15 protein-coding genes and 2 pseudogenes are annotated in these 16,645 nt (G+C 71.3%); 11 read left to right on the top strand and 6 right to left on the bottom strand.

The features are described from left to right. From OFY01_RS01130 to OFY01_RS01115, 4 genes and pseudogenes are all read left to right on the top strand, one after another. A pseudogene (locus OFY01_RS01130) lies at positions 1-699 on the top strand (serine/threonine protein kinase); the annotation flags it as partial. A 50-nt stretch (positions 700-749) separates the two neighbouring features. Further along, positions 750-926: a hypothetical protein gene (locus OFY01_RS01125; protein WP_266595373.1), complete on the top strand. Its 177-nt coding sequence runs from the start codon at positions 750-752 to the stop codon at positions 924-926. 242 nt (positions 927-1,168) lie between these two features. Continuing rightward, a complete protein-coding gene (locus OFY01_RS01120; protein WP_266595371.1) occupies positions 1,169-2,782 on the top strand; it encodes a succinic semialdehyde dehydrogenase in 1,614 nt (537 codons plus the stop codon). Between the two features lie 119 nt (positions 2,783-2,901). Further along, a complete protein-coding gene (locus OFY01_RS01115; protein WP_266595369.1) occupies positions 2,902-4,704 on the top strand; it encodes a GMC family oxidoreductase in 1,803 nt (600 codons plus the stop codon). Between the two features lie 92 nt (positions 4,705-4,796). On the opposite strand, the gene OFY01_RS01110 is transcribed toward OFY01_RS01115, so the two are convergent. Both OFY01_RS01110 and OFY01_RS01105 read right to left on the bottom strand, forming a co-directional pair. Next, complete coding sequence (locus OFY01_RS01110) at positions 4,797-5,813, bottom strand: hypothetical protein (protein WP_266595367.1); 1,017 nt, start codon at positions 5,811-5,813, stop codon at positions 4,797-4,799. 552 nt (positions 5,814-6,365) lie between these two features. After that, positions 6,366-6,689 carry a chorismate mutase gene (locus tag OFY01_RS01105; RefSeq protein WP_266595365.1) on the bottom strand — a complete coding sequence of 108 codons (324 nt, stop codon included), beginning with the start codon at positions 6,687-6,689 and terminating at the stop codon, positions 6,366-6,368. 331 nt (positions 6,690-7,020) lie between these two features. Here OFY01_RS01105 and guaA point away from each other — a divergent pair, with 331 nt between their 5' ends. After that, a complete protein-coding gene (guaA, locus tag OFY01_RS01100) occupies positions 7,021-8,601 on the top strand; it encodes a glutamine-hydrolyzing GMP synthase (protein ID WP_266595363.1) in 1,581 nt (526 codons plus the stop codon). Positions 8,602-8,628: 27 nt separating this feature from the next. On the opposite strand, the gene OFY01_RS01095 is transcribed toward guaA, so the two are convergent. Next, positions 8,629-9,075, bottom strand: a complete 447-nt coding sequence (locus tag OFY01_RS01095) for a pyridoxamine 5'-phosphate oxidase family protein (protein WP_266595361.1) — start codon at positions 9,073-9,075, stop codon at positions 8,629-8,631. A 154-nt stretch (positions 9,076-9,229) separates the two neighbouring features. Here OFY01_RS01095 and OFY01_RS01090 point away from each other — a divergent pair. The 4 genes and pseudogenes from OFY01_RS01090 to OFY01_RS01075 all read left to right on the top strand — a co-directional run. Then, positions 9,230-9,331 (top strand): annotated as a pseudogene (locus OFY01_RS01090) (Uma2 family endonuclease); the annotation flags it as partial. 142 nt (positions 9,332-9,473) lie between these two features. Next, positions 9,474-10,283, top strand: a complete 810-nt coding sequence (locus tag OFY01_RS01085) for a class II aldolase/adducin family protein (protein ID WP_266595359.1) — start codon at positions 9,474-9,476, stop codon at positions 10,281-10,283. A gap of 147 nt (positions 10,284-10,430) precedes the next feature. Continuing rightward, entirely contained in the window at positions 10,431-11,735 is a 1,305-nt protein-coding gene (locus OFY01_RS01080) for a hypothetical protein (RefSeq protein WP_407700256.1), read from the top strand. Between the two features lie 179 nt (positions 11,736-11,914). Further along, a complete protein-coding gene (locus OFY01_RS01075) occupies positions 11,915-12,442 on the top strand; it encodes a DoxX family protein (protein WP_407700255.1) in 528 nt (175 codons plus the stop codon). Here the strand turns inward: OFY01_RS01075 and OFY01_RS01070 are convergent. Both OFY01_RS01070 and OFY01_RS01065 read right to left on the bottom strand, forming a co-directional pair. After that, the gene (locus OFY01_RS01070) at positions 12,439-12,666 is read right to left on the bottom strand and encodes a hypothetical protein (RefSeq protein WP_266595355.1); all 228 of its coding nucleotides are present in this window, start codon (positions 12,664-12,666) and stop codon (positions 12,439-12,441) included. The two genes, OFY01_RS01075 and OFY01_RS01070, sit on opposite strands and share 4 nt — an antisense overlap. Continuing rightward, positions 12,656-13,972 (bottom strand): PspC domain-containing protein, encoded by a 1,317-nt coding sequence (locus OFY01_RS01065; RefSeq protein ID WP_266595353.1) that lies wholly within the window; start codon positions 13,970-13,972, stop codon positions 12,656-12,658. Before OFY01_RS01065 ends, OFY01_RS01070 begins: the two co-directional genes overlap by 11 nt. Before the next feature lie 131 nt (positions 13,973-14,103). Between OFY01_RS01065 and OFY01_RS01060 the strand changes: the two genes are divergently transcribed. Next, a complete protein-coding gene (locus tag OFY01_RS01060) occupies positions 14,104-15,411 on the top strand; it encodes an ATP-binding protein (RefSeq protein WP_266595351.1) in 1,308 nt (435 codons plus the stop codon). Next, positions 15,408-16,109 (top strand): LuxR C-terminal-related transcriptional regulator, encoded by a 702-nt coding sequence (locus OFY01_RS01055; RefSeq protein WP_266595349.1) that lies wholly within the window; start codon positions 15,408-15,410, stop codon positions 16,107-16,109. Before OFY01_RS01060 ends, OFY01_RS01055 begins: the two co-directional genes overlap by 4 nt. Here OFY01_RS01055 and OFY01_RS01050 read toward each other — a convergent pair. Next, the gene (locus OFY01_RS01050; RefSeq protein WP_266595347.1) at positions 16,067-16,621 is read right to left on the bottom strand and encodes a type 1 periplasmic-binding domain-containing protein; all 555 of its coding nucleotides are present in this window, start codon (positions 16,619-16,621) and stop codon (positions 16,067-16,069) included. The two genes, OFY01_RS01055 and OFY01_RS01050, sit on opposite strands and share 43 nt — an antisense overlap. Between the last annotated feature and the right edge of the window lie 24 nt (positions 16,622-16,645).

Raw genomic sequence — 16,645 nt, 5'->3', positions numbered from 1 at the left:
GGCGCGCGCTGCGGGACGGACGGCGGCGGTGCGGCCGGCGCGATGTACTACGCCGACCACCGAAGCGACGGCACCGGCTCGGCGTCGGGCCGGGCCACCGCGGGCCAGGGCACCGGCAAGGCGAGCGAAACCCCGGGCGGCAAGAAGAACGGGACCGGCGCCACCGGCGCCACCGGCGCCACCGGCGGCACCGGTGGGAACAGCGGAAGCGGCGGCAACGGCGGCAAGACCGGCGGCGGTGGCTCCATCCCCGCCAACTGGGTCCGGGTCCACGCCCCCGAGGGCTTCAGCCTGATGCTGCCGCCCGGCTGGAAGCGGAAGGTGGACGGCTCACAGATCGACTTCACGCCGGACGGCGGGAAGCGGTTCGTCCGCATAGGGATAGAGAGGTCGCCGGACTGGCAGAGCTCGTACCTGCACCAGCTCGACCTGGAGCGGCAGGTCCGCAAGCGCCTTCCGGACTACCGGCGGCTGCAGCTGCACTCCAACACCTACCGGGACCGCAAGGGCTCTCGCTGGGAGTTCACCTGGACCGCCGGTTCGGGCGACGCGGCGTCGGGTCCGCAACACGCCATCGAGCAGAGCTACATGGCCGACGACGGCACCGAGTACGCCATCTACTTCTCCGTGCCCGCCGCCCAATGGCCCGTCGCGAGCCAGCAGTTCCCGGAGATCCTGCGCAGCTGGCGGACCTCGTAACGCACGCATCGGACGAGGGCTTCAAGTCGAACGGCGACACCGACCTGTCGATGCCGTCCGGCGCGCACACGACACCGGACACCAAGACCCCCTTCCACGGCGAGCCAACCGCCGAGAACGCCGAGAACGCCGAGAACACGGTCGACTACAGGACGACCGACATGAGCCACCCGCTGCCGCGCGAGGTGCGCTTCTTCTCCTACGAGAACAAGGCCGGGGACATGTAACGCATGGTGATCGAGTACCCGGGCAAGGGCTCTTCACCGAGCGGGGCCGCCAGGTCGCCGACCAGGTCATCGACAAGGTGGGCATCGACAATCTCTGAGCACGTCAGGGACGCGTACCGCACCACGGATAACCCCTGATCAGCAGCTTTTCTGCCAGTGACCACTGGCGCCGTGTGGATGGACGGTGAAGGCGGGTTACCAGTGGGTACCCAAACCGTCCACTTGGGCCTACGCTCGCCTCCATGACGGACTCGCAGGCCCCCACCGGTACCGGCACCAACCCGACGGCCCCCGCCCCTCAGGGCGCGCGCACCGCGGCCGACGTGGTCACGCCCGACCTCGTCGCCCGGCTCACCCGCGGTGTGGCCGGTTCGGGGCGCACGGCGAACCACACGCCGTTCACCGGCGACAAGCTCGCCGACCTGCCGGAGTCCACCCCGGACGACGTGGCGGCGGCCTTCGACACGGCCCGTGCCGCGCAGGGCGCCTGGGCGAGGACCCCGGTACGGCAGCGCGCCGCGGTGCTGCTCCGCTTCCACGACCTGGTGCTCGCCCGCCAGGCCGAGGTCCTCGACCTGATCCAGCTGGAGACCGGCAAGGCCCGTCTGCACGCCCACGAGGAGGTGCAGGCCGTCGCGGTGGCCGCCCGGCACTACGGCAGAAAGGCCCCGGCATACCTGAAGCCCAGGCGGCACACGGGCGCGGTCCCCACCCTCACCAAGGTCACCGAACTGCGCCAGCCGCGCGGCGTGGTCGGCCAGATCGCCCCGTGGAACTACCCCCTCGAACTCTCCGTCGGCGACGCGCTCCCGGCCTTCGCCGCGGGCAACGCCGTCGTGATGAAGCCGGACACGGAGACCTGCCTGACCGCCCTGTGGGCCCGTGACCTGCTAATCGAGGCGGGCCTGCCGGCCGACGTCTTCCAGGTCGTACTCGGCGAAGGCCCGGTCGTGGGGCCCGAGTTGGTCAAGCACGCCGACTACGTCTCGTTCACCGGCTCCACCCGCACGGGCCGCGAGGTCGCCCAGGGCGCCGCCGCCCGCCTGGTCGGCGTCTCGCTGGAACTCGGCGGGAAGAACGCCATGGTGGTGCTCGACGACGCCGACGTGGAGAAGGCCGCGGCGGGCGCCGTACGGGCCTGCTTCTCCTCAGCGGGCCAGCTGTGCATCTCCATCGAGCGGCTCTACGTCCACGAGTCGGTCGCGGACGCGTTCCTGGCCCGTTTCGCGGCCCGCACCAAGGCGATGCGGCTCGGCACGTCCCTCGCGTACGGCGCCGACATGGGCTCACTCGTCGGCGAACGCCAGCTGGAGACGGTGACCCGGCACGTCGAGGAGGCCGTGGCGAAGGGCGCCAAGGTGGTGGCGGGAGGCGTGGCCCGCCCCGACATCGGCCCGTACTTCTACGAGCCGACGATCCTGGACGGCGTCGAAGCACCGATGTCCGTCTGCACGGAGGAGACCTTCGGCCCGGTCGTCTCGGTCTATCGCTTCAAGGACGACGACGAGGTGGTCGAGCGCGCCAACTCCACCCCGTACGGCCTGAACTCCTCGGTCTGGACGAAGAACGCCAGGCGCGGCCACGCCCTCGCCGCCCGTCTGCGCACCGGAACCGTCAACATCAACGAGGGCTACGCCCCCGCGTACGGCAGCGTCCAGTCGCCCATGGGCGGCATGAAGGACTCGGGGCTCGGCCGCCGCCACGGCTCCGAGGGCATCCTCAAGTACACGGAGGCCCAGACGGTCGCCCACCAGCGCCTGATGCCGATGGCCCCGTCGTTCGGCATGGACGACGAGAAGTACGCGAAGTTCATGAGCGTGAGCCTGAGCGCGATGAAGAAGCTGGGCTTGAAGTAGCGGCACGCTCGGGGCACGGGGTGCCTCATCAGGGGCGCCGGGCCGTATCGATGTGCGGCTTTGCCGCAGGGGCGCGAGCAACCACACCCAACCCGCACACGCAACGAGGGAGAAGCCCGATGGCGACGGCCGAGAAGAAGCCCAGTACGGCGTACGACTACGACGTGCTGGTGGTCGGCTCCGGCTTCGGAGGCTCCGTCTCGGCCCTGCGCCTCACGGAGAAGGGCTACACCGTGGGCGTGCTGGAGGCGGGCCGCCGCTTCACCCGGGAGTCGCTCCCCAAGAACTCCTGGGATCTGAAGAACTACCTCTGGGCCCCGAAACTGGGCCTCTACGGCATCCAGCGCATCCACCTGCTCGGCAACGTCATGGTCCTGGCGGGCGCCGGGGTGGGCGGCGGGTCGCTCAACTACGCCAACACCCTCTACGTCCCGCCGAAGCCGTTCTTCGACGACCCGCAGTGGAAGCACATCACGGACTGGCAGGAGGAGCTGAAGCCGTACTACGACCAGGCGCGACGCATGCTGGGCGTACGCCTCAACCCGACGATGACACCCGCCGACGTGCACCTGAAGGCGGCGGCGCAGTCGATGGGCATCGGCGACACGTTCCACATGGCGCCGGTCGGCGTCTTCTTCGGCGACGGCGAGGACGCCGACGGATCGACGAAGGCCGAGCCGGGCCGCGAGGTGGCCGACCCGTACTTCGGCGGCGCGGGCCCCGCCCGCAAGGCCTGCACCGAGTGCGGCGAGTGCATGACGGGCTGCCGCCACGGCGCGAAGAACACGCTCAACGAGAACTACCTCTACCTGGCCGAGAAGGCGGGCGCGACCGTCCACCCGATGACGACGGTCGTCTCCGTCACGGACGACTCGCGCGGCGGCTACGCGGTCGCCACGCTGCCCACGGACGACAGGAAGAAGTCCGAGGGCCGGCTCTTCACGGCCCGCAAGGTGGTGATCGCGGCGGGCACGTACGGCACGCAGACGCTGCTGCACCGCATGAAGGCCGGCGGCCAACTCCCGTACATATCGAGCAAGCTGGGCGAGCTGACCCGTACGAACTCGGAGGCGCTGGTAGGCGCCCAGACCACGGACCGCCGCTACCGCAAGAAGCACGGGGCGACGTCGCGGAAGGCGGACTTCACGCGGGGCGTGGCCATCACGTCCTCCATCCACCCGGACGAGAACACGCACATCGAACCGGTCCGCTACGGCAAGGGCTCGAACGCGATGGGCAGCCTGTCCATCCTCCAAGTCCCGTACGCGGAGGGCTCCTCGCGGATCGCGGCCTGGCTGGCGAACGTGGTCAAGCACCCGACCTTGATGGCCAGGTCCCTCTCCAACCACCGCTGGTCGGAGAAGACCATCATCGGCCTGGTCATGCAGTCCCTGGACAACTCGCTGACCACCTACCTGAAGCCGGACGGCGTCGGCAAGGGCCTGCTCACGGCGGAACAGGGCCACGGCAAGCCCAATCCCAAGCAGATCAAGGCGGCGGCGGACGGCGCGGCGGCCATCGCGGAGCAGATCAACGGCTTCCCGGGCTCGAACGTCGGCGAACTGATGGGCACGCCGCTGACCGCCCACTTCCTGGGCGGCTGCCCCATCGGCGACTCGGCGCGCACGGGCGTGATCGACCCGTACCACCGCCTCTACGGCCACCCCGGCATCTCGGTGGTGGACGGCGCGGCGGTCACCGCGAACCTGGGCGTCAACCCGTCGCTGACCATCACGGCGCAGGCCGAGCGGGCGATGTCGTTCTGGCCCAACAAGGGCGAACAGGACCCGCGCCCGGCACCCGGCGCGGCCTACGAACGCCTCGCCCCGGTCGAGCCGAAGGCCCCGGCGGTCCCCGCGGACGCGTTCGGCGCGTTGCGCCTGCCGTTCCTGGACGTGCCGGAGGTCCCGCCGAAGAAGTGAGCCGCGCCCGGAGAAGCCCGGGGGAAGAAGTGAGGCCCCGTGCCCGGTGGGAAATCCGGGCACGGGGCCGACTCATGGCCTACGCGGGTCGGTTACGCGGTGGCACCCGACTTGCGGCGACGCACGGAGTACATGACACCGGCACCGGCGACGACGGCGATACCGCCGACCAGGCCGACGGTCGGCAGCATGGAGCTGGAACCGGTCTCGGCGAGGGTGCCCGTCACCTCGGGCGTCTTGGTCTTGTCAGCGGGCTTGGTGGCGATGGGAGCCTTGCCACCCTCCTGCGGCTTGGTGCCCTTCGTCGGGGTGTCGGCGCCGACGATCATGAACTTGTAGGCGACCTCACCCTCACCGGTGCACTTGGCGTCGGAGTCGCCGTAGATGCTGGCGCCGAGCGAGAAGCCCGCGCCGACCGGGGCGGCGGACGTCACGTTGACGCGCATCGCGATGTCGACCGCGTAGTCGGGCTTGAGGACGTCCGTGTAACCGACGTAACCGACGGCCTGGCCACCCTCGTTCAGGTTGTACCAGCTCTTGGTCGACGGGTCGTACGACTGCAGCTGGACCTGCTTGCTCGAGAACATCTCCTCGCCGTTCTTGTCGGCCGAGGCGCCCGCGAAGTAGCCCAGGTTGCTGAGGACGGAGTCCGAGTTGTTGTCGACGGTCAGCGTGAACTTGTGCCAGCCGCTGCCGCGCTGGATCTTGCCCGGAAGACCCTTGATGCTCAGGTCGACCTTGGTGTCCTTGCAGTCCGGCGCCGGGCCGTCGCTCGGCTTGGCCGACGTCGACGTGGAGGCCGAGGGCTTGGTGGTCGTGGACGCGGACGTGGACGTGGAGGCCGACGAGGTGGGCTTCGTCGACGTGGAGGCGCTCGACTCGGGCTTGCTGGAGTCCGACGCGGACGCGGAAGCGGAAGCCGAAGCGCTCGGCGACTCGCTGGCGGTGACGGACGCGCTCGCGGACGCGGAGGCCGAGGCCGAGGCGGAGGAGGTTTCGGTAGCGGCGGGGCCGCCGCCGTCGGCGAACGCGGCGGGGGCGGACAGCAGTGCGATCGGGGCTATGGCCGCCGTGGCGGCAGCCGTCACCAGGGCGCGGCGAAGCTTCATCAAGACCTCAGAAAGTCTGGGCGTGCCGCGTCCCGACAGGACGCACCCGACCGGTCACGGCACGAGCTGGACGGCCGACGCATGCGTGGGTGATCGCGTGGCCGTTGGTTCTGCAGGTGTGACCGCTGGTGGCCGGAAACGGTTGTGCCGTCTCTCACGGAGACTTTATGTGAGGTGGATCACTGGACTGGGGTGCGGGGCGGGGCTGCGTGGGGACAGCGCCGGGGACACTGACACGGACAGAGGTAGGGACAGTGACACGGACAGAGACAGGGACAGAGGCAGGAGTCCGGCCGGCCCCGGGCGTCCCCGGGACCGACCGTTCTCTTGGGTGACCGGGCTGCTGTCCCCTGCCGTCCGGTCACATCACTGGAGCGAGGTCCCACGACGTACGCGGCACGGGCCGCGACGTCTCATCGCTCCAGCGGAGCCACGCGTGGTTCGGTTGGGCCCGCCCCTGGCTGGCACGGACACCGGGACCAACGAAGCCCGCGGCGACCGGTCACGCGCCGTACGGGTGAGGGCGGAATCGAACGTGCGACCTGGTCCGCGTCAGATGCGGCCCCGGCACAGTTCGAGGAGCGTCATGGCGAGCGAGGTGCCCGGCTTGCCGAGCGCTTCCCTGTAGTGGCCGAGGACCTCCATCTCGCGGGAGAGGTTCACGCGCCGTCCGCCGGAGGCGATCCGCGCGTCCTGGATGACGGCCGAGACGGCCATCCGTTCCTGGACGAGTCCGATGATCCGGTCGTCGAGCGCGTCGATGCGCCCGCGGGCGCCGGAGATCACCTCGGCGGCCTCGGCGGTGCGGGCGCCGGTGCCGTCGACGGCGGCGGCGTCAGTGGCGGTGGCGGTGGTGGTGGCGGTGGTGATGCTCATGGCGGGGCTCCTCGTCGGCTGTCGGTGGCGGAGCCCCGGATCGGCGGACCCGGGAAACGACAGGCGCCCCGGGCCTTGTCGGCCCGGGGCGCCTGGGAAGTCGCTTGTCAGTGGCTCAAGCAGCACGTCCATGGCATCCGGCGGGCCGGCTGCCATAGGTAAAGACGAACGTCGTGTGCGCGAGCATGCGGCCACTATAGCGGGCGTCCACAGCGGGCGTCGCCGTCGCCGTCCGGCGGCCGGCGGAACGGTCCGGTGGCCGGAGGAACGTACGAGCGACCCGGTAGAATCGGCCAAAGGATCCCACCGCTCAGCCGCCGGAAGGCAACCCGTGTCATCAGCGACCCCCGCTGCCGCCGCTCCCGACACCGTCCTGGTCGTCGACTTCGGTGCGCAGTATGCCCAGCTCATCGCCCGCCGCGTCCGTGAGGCCCGGGTCTACAGCGAGATCGTGCCGAGCACCATGCCGGTCGACGAGATGCTCGCCAAGAACCCGGCGGCGATCATCCTCTCCGGCGGCCCCTCGTCGGTCTACGCGGAGGGCGCACCGCGCCTGGACCGCACGCTCTTCGAGGCCGGCGTCCCGGTCTTCGGCATGTGCTACGGCTTCCAGCTGATGGCGACGGCCCTCGGCGGCACCGTCGACGACAACGGCGCCCGTGAGTACGGCCGCACCCCGCTCACCGTCTCCAGGACGTCCTCCACCCTCTTCGAGGGCACGCCCGCCGAGCAGTCCGTCTGGATGTCCCACGGCGACGCCTGCTCCGCCGCGCCGGAGGGCTTCACCGTCACCGCCTCGACGGACGTCGTGCCCGTCGCCGCGTTCGAGAACGACGAGAAGAAGCTGTACGGGGTCCAGTACCACCCCGAGGTCATGCACTCCACGCACGGCCAGCAGGTCCTTGAGCACTTCCTGTACCGGGGCGCGGGCCTGAAGCCCACCTGGACGACCGGCAGCGTCATCGAGGAGCAGGTCGAGGCGATCCGCGCGCAGGTCGGCGACAAGCGCGCCATCTGCGGCCTGTCCGGCGGCGTCGACTCCGCGGTGGCCGCCGCGCTCGTCCAGAAGGCCATCGGCTCGCAGCTGACCTGCGTGTACGTCGACCACGGCCTGATGCGCAAGGGCGAGACCGAGCAGGTCGAGAAGGACTTCGTCGCCGCGACCGGCGCCAACCTGAAGGTCGTCGACGCCAGCGAGCGGTTCCTCACCGCCCTCGCGGGGGTGTCCGACCCCGAGACCAAGCGCAAGATCATCGGCCGGGAGTTCATCCGCGTCTTCGAGCAGGCGCAGCTGGAGATCCTCCAGGAGGACGGCCCCGAGGTCGCTTTCCTCGTGCAGGGCACGCTCTACCCGGACGTCGTCGAGTCCGGCGGCGGCACCGGCACGGCGAACATCAAGTCGCACCACAACGTGGGCGGGCTGCCCGACGACATCGAGTTCGAGCTCGTCGAGCCGCTGCGCAAGCTGTTCAAGGACGAGGTCCGGATGGTCGGCGCCGAGCTCGGCCTGCCCGACGAGATCGTCCAGCGCCAGCCGTTCCCCGGCCCCGGCCTCGGCATCCGTATCGTCGGCGAGGTCACCAAGGACCGGCTCGACCTGCTGCGCGAGGCCGACGCCATCGCCCGCGAGGAGCTGACCGCCGCCGGTCTCGACCGCGAGATCTGGCAGTGCCCGGTCGTGCTGCTCGCCGACGTCCGCAGCGTCGGCGTCCAGGGCGACGGCCGCACGTACGGACACCCGATCGTGCTGCGCCCGGTCTCGTCCGAGGACGCCATGACGGCGGACTGGACGCGGATGCCCTACGACGTGCTCGCCAAGATCTCGACCCGCATCACCAACGAGGTCGCCGACGTCAACCGCGTCGTCCTCGACGTGACGAGCAAGCCGCCGGGGACGATCGAGTGGGAGTGACCCCGTGACCCCGTACCGCGTACGGCGTCACACGCGCTTGATCACGCGTACGGGCTCGCCGGGCTTCCAGACCTGGACGACGAGGTACTTGTCGTCCTCGACGTAGGTGCGTACGACCTCCGTCAGCTCGACACGGAAGAGGTGGGACCGCTCCGGCGGTTCCGCCTCTTCTTCGTATGCGCGCCCGGCGATCCGTATGTCACCGCCGCCCATCGACGTGCCCTCGCCCGGATTGGCCTGCAGCGCGAACCGTGGATCGCGCCACAGGTCCCGTGCCTTGAGTGAGCCCGGCAACATGGCGAGCCGCAACTCCCCGCCGGAGAAACGGACTTCCATCCCGGACGTGCGCGGTGAACCGTCGCCGCGCAAGGTCGCGAGGGTGTGGTGGGTGTACCGGCCGAAGCGGGCCTCGACGGTCTTGGCGAGGTCGGGTTCGGCGGCGGTGAAGGATGCCCAGTTCGCGTTCGCTGTCATACGCCGAGCCTGCCTCGGATACCCGACATCTTCTGTCCGGCTTCCTGCAGGTCAAACGTGATGCCGTCACTCGTTCGTTCGGGCGGCGGCATCGTCGTATCCGCTCGGTAGGCTTGCACCACGGATCAGAATCCCGTCCATGGGAGGACTCCTCATGACCGCTGAGACCGCGCACCACTGGCCGGTGCCACCGCAGGACGGTTACACCGTGGACGACCTTCTGACGCTGCCCGACCTCCCGCCGCACACCGAGCTTCGGCACGAGCGGCTGAAGCTCAGTCTGCCCTTCCCCGTCGACATCGACCTGACCGAGATCGACACCATGTGACCGCGAACCCCCGCAGTCTCTTCACGGCGCTGCCCTGTTCTCCTGCGCCACCCGCGGGTACCTTCCGCCCATGCCGAAGCAGAACCCCGCGCCGATCCCCGCCGACCAGCTGCACTTCGCCATGCCGCCGGTGCACGACACCGCGGCCGACGAGCGGCGCTACCGCAAGGAGCGGCTGGCGGGCGCGTTGCGGATCTTCGGGCGGCTCGGCTACGAGGACGGCGTGTCGGGACACATCACCGCCCGCGACCCGGAGTACGACGATTGCTACTGGGTCAACCCGTTCGGCATGCCGTTCCGGCACATCACCACGGACGACCTCGTCCTCGTCAACGGTGACGGCCAGGTCGTCGAAGGCGGCCACCACGTCAACCAGGCCGCGTTCACCGTCCACGCCGAAGTGCACAGGGCCCGGCCCGAACTGGTCTCGGTCGCGCACTGCCACTCCACGTACGGGCGGGCGGTCGCCGCGCTCGGCGAGCTGGTCGAGCCGATCACGCAGGAGGCGTGCGCGTTCTACGAGGATCACGCGCTGCTCGACGAGTACACGGGCGTCAGCGTCGACGCCGACGAGGGCAAGCGGATCGCCGCCGCGCTCGGCACGTACAAGGCCGTCATCCTGCGCAACCGGGGGCTGCTCACCGTCGGCGACTCGGTGGACGCGGCGGCCTGGTGGTTCATCGCGCTCGAACGCTGCTGTGAAGTGCAGATCGCGGCGCGCTCGGCCGGCCGGCCCGTCCTCATCGACCGGCGGCAGGCCGCGGCGACCCGCGAGCGGACCGGGAGCGACCTCGTCGCGTGGATCAACTACCAAGGGCTGTGGCAGCGCGTCAGCCGCAGCGAGCCGGAGCTGTTCGGGCGGTCCGCGCCCGCCGGATGATCCCGGCGCGGGTCAACGCCGGCGAAGGGCGTTCACCCGCAAGGGGGCCGGTGCCGGGCCCGTCGGGGCTGTCGCGTGCGACACAATTCCCTTTCATCACAAGTACGTTGACGATGTCGACGATGTTGACGAAGGCGGGGCGTCGCGGTGGCGGTGCAGGAGGCGCGGCAGGGGTACGGAACGCGGAAGTACGACACGCGGGGGCATGACACCCACCGGGGCGGCTGCACGTGCGGCGGCTGCACGTGCGGCGCGCGCGAAGGACACCGCAGGGCCGTCGCGGCGTTCCTGCTCAAGCGGGACGAGCTGGCGGCCGGACAGGGCCTGCCCGCGGCGCTCGCCCACTCGGCCGGCGCCTCCCGCCGGTGGGTCTCCGACGAACTCACCCGCTCCGCGCGGGCCGTCGGCGAACGGGGCCGCGCCGAGCGGGATGCCTGGCTGGCCGGGCTGTGGCCGCGCACGGTCGGTGTGGTCTGGGGCGGCGTCGGCGTGCTGCTGCTCGTCCAGGCGCTCACCGCCGCCGCGGGCGCGGGCTGGACCGTCGCGCGCACGGCGGGCCTCGTCGCCGCGGCCGTGACGGGCGGACTGCTGACGGCGGCCGGACGGCTGCACCGGTCGCGCGGCGGCGTGCTGGCCCCACTGATCGGCGAGGACAACCGGCTGTCGACCTCACGCGCGGCGGCGGCCGGTGTGGTGCTGCTGTGCGGGTACGCGGTGCTCGTGCTCGCGGTGCGGCTCGTGGCCGCGTCGGGGCGCGGGCAGCGCGCCGAGCTGGTGGACGGGCTCCGGCTGGGCCGTTCGGCGGGCCTGTTGACCGTCCTGGCCGTGGTGTGCGCGGTGGCCGTCCTCGCACGGTGGCTCGTCGGTACGCGGGTGCTCGGGCAGCGGTCGCAGAAGGTGCGTGCCGCCCGGCCGCGCGGCGCCGACCTGCTCACGGACGACGCGGGCCGGGGCAGCTTCACCGACGTCCAGTACGTCGCCGTGACCGCGGCCGCCGTCGTGTGGGCGCTGGCCCGGCTCGCCCGCCGCCCCGACCGGCTGCCCGACCTGCCGTGGGGCCTGGCCGTGCTCGTGGTCGTCTCCGCGGCGACGTACCTGGCCGGAAAGTACGCGGAGGGCGGCAGGCCCGTCATCCACTCCGTGGTCCGCGCCCGGGAGGCCGGTGACCTGGACGCGCCGGTCCGCACCGGCGACGACATCGAGATCCGCGGTGCCGGTTTCGTACCGCCCGGCGCGGGCGGCGCCGACCAGCTCGCCCGCCTCGCCGTACGCATCGGTGCCGTGCACGTGCATGTGCCGTTGGTGCCGGTGCCCGGCGGCTTCACCAATCCGACCGACACGGTGGTGACGGTGCCGGTCCCGGCCGACGTGGAGCCCGGGCGGGTGGAGGTACAGGTGATCACCGCCTCGGGGGCCGGGACCAACCCGTGCGTGGTGGACGTCGTCGACTGAACCTCGTCCGAACCGTCCGAACCGTCCGAACCGTCCGAACCGTCCGAACCGTCCGAACCCCGTCCGAACCCCGTCGATCGAACCCCGTCGACTGAACGGCCCCACGTGGTGAGCCGATTCGGCTTCTCGTACGTATGGTCGGGTAAAGAACCCCAGGACCGAGAGGCGGCGGATCGGCCATGGTGTACGACGTCCGTATGGACCCCCACACGAGCTATGTCGAGCGCGGCAGGGACTGGCGCGAGACCATTCAGCGCTACGCCTTCGTGCCGCTGCGCATATTCCTCGGCGTCACCTTCATCTACGCGGGCCTCGACAAACTGACCGACAGCGCGTTCTTCAAGGCGAGCGGGCCCGGCTCGATCGGCGAGCAGATGCACGCCGTGCACGCCACAGCGGCCGTCCCGCAACTGGTCGACCTGGCCCTGAAGTCCCCGGTCGGCTTCGGCTACGCCATCGCCTTCGGCGAGCTGGCCGTCGGGCTCGGCACGCTGCTCGGCCTCTTCGCGCGGATCGCGGCGGTCGGCGGGGCGCTGATCTCGCTGAGCCTGTGGCTCACGGTGAGCTGGGCCGTGCAGCCGTACTACCTGGGGAACGACCTGGTGTACCTGATGGCGTGGCTGCCGATCGTTCTCGGCGGGGCGGCGGTGTGGTCGGTGGATTCCTGGTGGCGGGGGCGGAAGGTCCGGTCGGCCGGGCTGTTCTAGGTGGCGCGGTTGCGGTCGGCCGGGGGCGTGGACTCGGGGCGGCGGCGTGCCGACCGCGCGATCACACCCACCACACCGGCCACCACCAGGCCCCCGCCCACCAGCGGGAACGCCACCCACCACGGGCTCTGCCAGGCGTCGCCCGCGTCGCCGAAGTACACGACGGCCGTCAGGATCAGGGCGAGGCCCGCCACCAGCCGTCCTGGGCGCAGGTCATGCCGCACGGTCCACCTCCGCCTGGCCGACGCCGACCTCCACGTGCAGTTCGATCACGCCGGCCGGTTTCGTCCCGGCCGGCGGGGCGAGGGTGATCCTCTTGTCCTGCCCCGGACGGACGTCGACGTCGTGCGACGTGTCGCCGGGCAGCTGGACGTCGCCCACGCCCACCTCCACATGGAGTCTCACCGTGTCCCCGGTGGCGCCCGGCGGCAGCACGACGCGCGCCCGGCCCGCCCCGACCTCCACGCGCGTGGTCAGGGTCTCGCCCTTGGCCGCGTCCACCTTCGACAGGTCGAGTGTGCCGACGCCGCTGCCCACCTCGTAACGCGGCCGCAGCTCCTTGCCGCTCGTCGGGGCCCAGGTGGTGTGCGTCCACTCCGTGGTGATGTCGGCGGGCAGCGCGGCGGACGCCGTGAGCAGAGCAGCCGTGAGCAGCGCCAGGACGATCGAGCCGCCGCCCGTGCGGCCGCGGAACGCGCTCACCGCGATACCCAGGCCGAAGACGCCGAGCGCGCACGCGAGACCGGTCTCCAGACTGTGCCCGAGCGTGCGGTCGTGCCAGGTCAGGACGGTACCGAGAGCCCCCGCGACCAGCGCGGCCAGGAACGTGAGGCCGCCGATGCCGCGGGTGCCCGGCGGCCGGGCCGGTCTGCTCCCGGGGGCCCGGCGGGGCGCGGCGGCGGACGGGGCCGCGTACGGGTTCTCGGCGTCGGGCGGGCCCCACAGGTACCCGGTGCCGCCGACGCGGGTGCCGTCCTTGACGATCGGATCCCGCCACCACGACGGCGCCTGCGCCACGGGCGGGGCCTGCGCCTCCGGCGGGGCGTCGGCCGCGGCCTGGGAGGCGATGGGGTCGGGGACGGCGGTGCGGCGCTGCTGCGACCAGTAGCCGGCGCCCGCGAGGAGCAGCGACAGCACCGCGGCGAACGAGAGCACGCCGCCGTTGCCGAGCATGGACAGGAACAGGCCGCAGCCCGCGAGCGCCGTGACGATCGCGGCGAGCCCCGGACCCTCCACCCGGCCGGTGAGCACCTTGCGGAACTCGTTCTCGTCCTCACCCTCGTACGGCACGAACAGCCACGCGAAGCCGTAGAAGATCAGGCCGACGCCGCCGGTGACCGCGAGGACCGACAGGCCGATCCGGAAGATCACCGGGTCCATGTCGCAGTGCCGTCCGAGCCCGGCGCACACCCCGCCCAGCGTCTTGTGGCGCCGGTCGCGGCGGAACGTGCGCAGGGGGCCGGCGGGGGCGTCCGCCGACGCGGAGTCGGTCGGCGTCGACTCGGTCGAATCGTTCGGGCCTTGCGTCATACGACCATGGTGACGGGCCCGTACGCGCTCCGGCAGCAGGGACAACCCTGGAGCGACCCTGAGACCGTCCCCGAGGACCGGTGGGGTGGACCCTGATGCCCGCGCCCCCGCGACATGTGACGATCGGTGCCATGCCGGACCCCGCCACCACTCTGACCGCCGACGACCCGCGCCCGCCCCGCAAGCTCTACCGCTCCGGCGACGGACGGTGGCTCGGCGGCGTCGCGCGCGGCCTCGCCGGACACCTCGGCCTGCCGGTGATCTGGGTGCGGCTGATCTTCGTCGGGCTGTTCATGGCGGACGGGCTCGGGGCGCTGCTGTACGCGGCGTTCTGGTTCTTCGTGCCGCTCGGGGTGGGCGGGGTGGACGCCGAACGCCCGCCGCCACCCGCCCTCACCACCGAGACGACACCGGACGGGCGGCGCAGGCTGGTGGCCCGCCGCCCCGACAAGGGCCAGATCCTCGCGCTGATCCTCATGGTGATCGTGGCGACGGCGTTCGTGCAGCGCGTCGATCTGAGCAACGGCACGAAGGCGTACCTGGTACCGACCGTGCTCGTCGCCGCCGGTGTCGCCCTGGTGTGGCGGCAGGCGGACAACGCCCGCCGCGCCCGCTGGATGGAGGTCGGCCGCCGCCGTCGCACGCTGAACCTGGCGCGTTCGGCGGCGGGCGTGCTGCTCGTCGGCGCGGGCGTGACCGGCATCTTCGTCACGCAGGGTGCCACGGAACACCTGGGCGCGATCCTCCAGGCGGCGCTGGCCGTGGTCGTCGGGATCGCGCTGCTGTCCGGCCCGTACGTGATCCGGATGACGCAGGACCTGTCCGAGGAGCGGTTGATGCGCATCCGCGCGCAGGAAAGGGCGGAGGTGGCGGCCCACGTGCACGACTCGGTGCTCCACACGCTCACGCTCATCCAGCGCAACGCGGACAGACCGGCCGAGGTGCGCCGCCTGGCCCGAGCCCAGGAACGGGACCTGCGGGCCTGGCTCTACAAGCCCGCGGGGGCCCAGGAGCCGGACGAGCCGGAGACGGTCGCGGAGGCGGTCAAGCGCAACGCGGCCGAGGTCGAGGACAAGCACGGCGTCCCGCTGGAGGTCGTGGTCGTCGGCGACTGCCCGCTCGACGAGCGTCTGAACGCGCAGATGCAGGCCGCGAGGGAAGCGATGGTGAACGCGGCCAAGTACGGTGGCGAGGGCGGCGCGGTGCAGGTCTTCGCGGAGGTGGAGGGCGGCACGGACGGGGGCGGCGAGGTCTTCGTCTCCGTACGCGACCGGGGTCCGGGTTTCGACCTCGACTCGATCCCCGCCGACCGGATGGGCGTAAGAGAATCGATCATCGGCCGGATGGAACGCAACGGCGGCACGGCCCGGCTGCGGGCGGTGCCGGACGGCGGCACGGAGGTCGAACTGACCATGAAGAGGGCGGAGAAGACGTCATGACGGACGAGGCGGTCAACCAGGCACCGGCGGCACCCGGTCGGCACGTACGCGTGGTCCTGGTCGACGACCACAGGATGTTCCGCACCGGCGTCCAGGCGGAGATCGGCCGCACCGAGGAGACAGGCGTCGAGGTCGTCGGCGAGGCGGCGGACGTGGACCAGGCGGTCACGGTCATCACGGCGACGCGCCCCGAGGTCGTCCTCCTCGACGTCCACCTGCCGGGCGGCGGCGGGGTGGAAGTCCTGCGCCGCAGCGCCCCGTTGATGTCGGACCCGGACAACCCGGTCCGCTTCCTGGCGCTCTCGGTCTCGGACGCGGCGGAGGACGTGATCGGCGTGATCCGGGGCGGCGCGCGCGGCTACGTCACGAAGACGATCACCGGCACGGACCTGGTCGACTCGATCTTCCGCGTCCAGGACGGCGACGCGGTGTTCTCACCGCGCCTGGCGGGCTTCGTCCTGGACGCCTTCGCCTCCACGGACGCCCCGCCGGTGGACGAGGACCTGGACCGCCTCACGCAGCGCGAGCGGGAGGTGCTACGCCTCATCGCGCGCGGCTACGCCTACAAGGAGATCGCCAAGCAGCTCTTCATCTCCGTCAAGACGGTCGAGTCCCACGTGTCGGCGGTGCTCAGGAAACTCCAGCTGTCGAACCGTCATGAGCTGACGCGGTGGGCTACGGCGCGGCGGCTGGTGTGAGCCTGTTCGGCGGCCTCTCGGACCGCTCTTACGGCCGCTGAACGTCTGGCCGGCGAGTAACTGCGTACGTTGGGAAGTCCGACGGGGCGACCGATGGCGATGAAGCGCTGGTGGGGATTGCGGCGGGCTGCCGTGGTCACGGCCGTGTGGAGATCGGGGCCCACAGAGATGATGAGCCCGCAGTGGCGTTGCACGAGACCATTGAGGTAGGGCAAGGACGCCGCGGTTCCGCTTTTGGGGACCAAGGTGTGCTGGAGGTTGACGGGGGCGCCGTGGGTCGCCTCCTGCAGGGCTGACCAGACGGGTTGGGCGACGCCCTCGTCGCGACGGGAATTGATCAGGCAGGCACGGTAGTTGCCGGAGATGTTGTTGGCGACGAATGCCGGACTTTTGGGCCCGGCCGGCAACGTGACGGCAAGCCATGCCAGCAGACCGGTGGTCGCCAGTGCGGCGGTCGCGGCGATGAGCCGGGTTCTTCGTGGGTGGTCGTGCGTGCTGAAGGGGAGATTCACGTGGTGCGCTCCGGAATTGGTTCT

The sequence above is a fragment of the Streptomyces beihaiensis genome (genome assembly GCF_026274175.1).
Lineage (GTDB): Bacteria > Actinomycetota > Actinomycetes > Streptomycetales > Streptomycetaceae > Streptomyces > Streptomyces beihaiensis.
Note: the sequence above shows the minus strand (reverse complement) of the source record. Positions and strands in the feature narration are given on the sequence as shown.

What these genes read in the sequence shown, in the direction of transcription:
- OFY01_RS01085 (WP_266595359.1), top strand. Translation starts at nt 9,474, where the DNA reads ATGCCGAAGCAGAACCCCGCGCCGATCCCCGCCGACCAGCTGCACTTC.
- OFY01_RS01065 (WP_266595353.1), bottom strand. Translation starts at nt 13,972, where the DNA reads ATGACGCAAGGCCCGAACGATTCGACCGAGTCGACGCCGACCGACTCC.
- OFY01_RS01115 (WP_266595369.1), top strand. Translation starts at nt 2,902, where the DNA reads ATGGCGACGGCCGAGAAGAAGCCCAGTACGGCGTACGACTACGACGTG.
- OFY01_RS01060 (WP_266595351.1), top strand. Translation starts at nt 14,104, where the DNA reads ATGCCGGACCCCGCCACCACTCTGACCGCCGACGACCCGCGCCCGCCC.
- OFY01_RS01095 (WP_266595361.1), bottom strand. Translation starts at nt 9,075, where the DNA reads ATGACAGCGAACGCGAACTGGGCATCCTTCACCGCCGCCGAACCCGAC.
- OFY01_RS01075 (WP_407700255.1), top strand. Translation starts at nt 11,915, where the DNA reads ATGGTGTACGACGTCCGTATGGACCCCCACACGAGCTATGTCGAGCGC.
- OFY01_RS01105 (WP_266595365.1), bottom strand. Translation starts at nt 6,689, where the DNA reads ATGAGCATCACCACCGCCACCACCACCGCCACCGCCACTGACGCCGCC.
- OFY01_RS01055 (WP_266595349.1), top strand. Translation starts at nt 15,408, where the DNA reads ATGACGGACGAGGCGGTCAACCAGGCACCGGCGGCACCCGGTCGGCAC.
- OFY01_RS01120 (WP_266595371.1), top strand. Translation starts at nt 1,169, where the DNA reads ATGACGGACTCGCAGGCCCCCACCGGTACCGGCACCAACCCGACGGCC.
- OFY01_RS01110 (WP_266595367.1), bottom strand. Translation starts at nt 5,813, where the DNA reads ATGAAGCTTCGCCGCGCCCTGGTGACGGCTGCCGCCACGGCGGCCATA.
- OFY01_RS01125 (WP_266595373.1), top strand. Translation starts at nt 750, where the DNA reads ATGCCGTCCGGCGCGCACACGACACCGGACACCAAGACCCCCTTCCAC.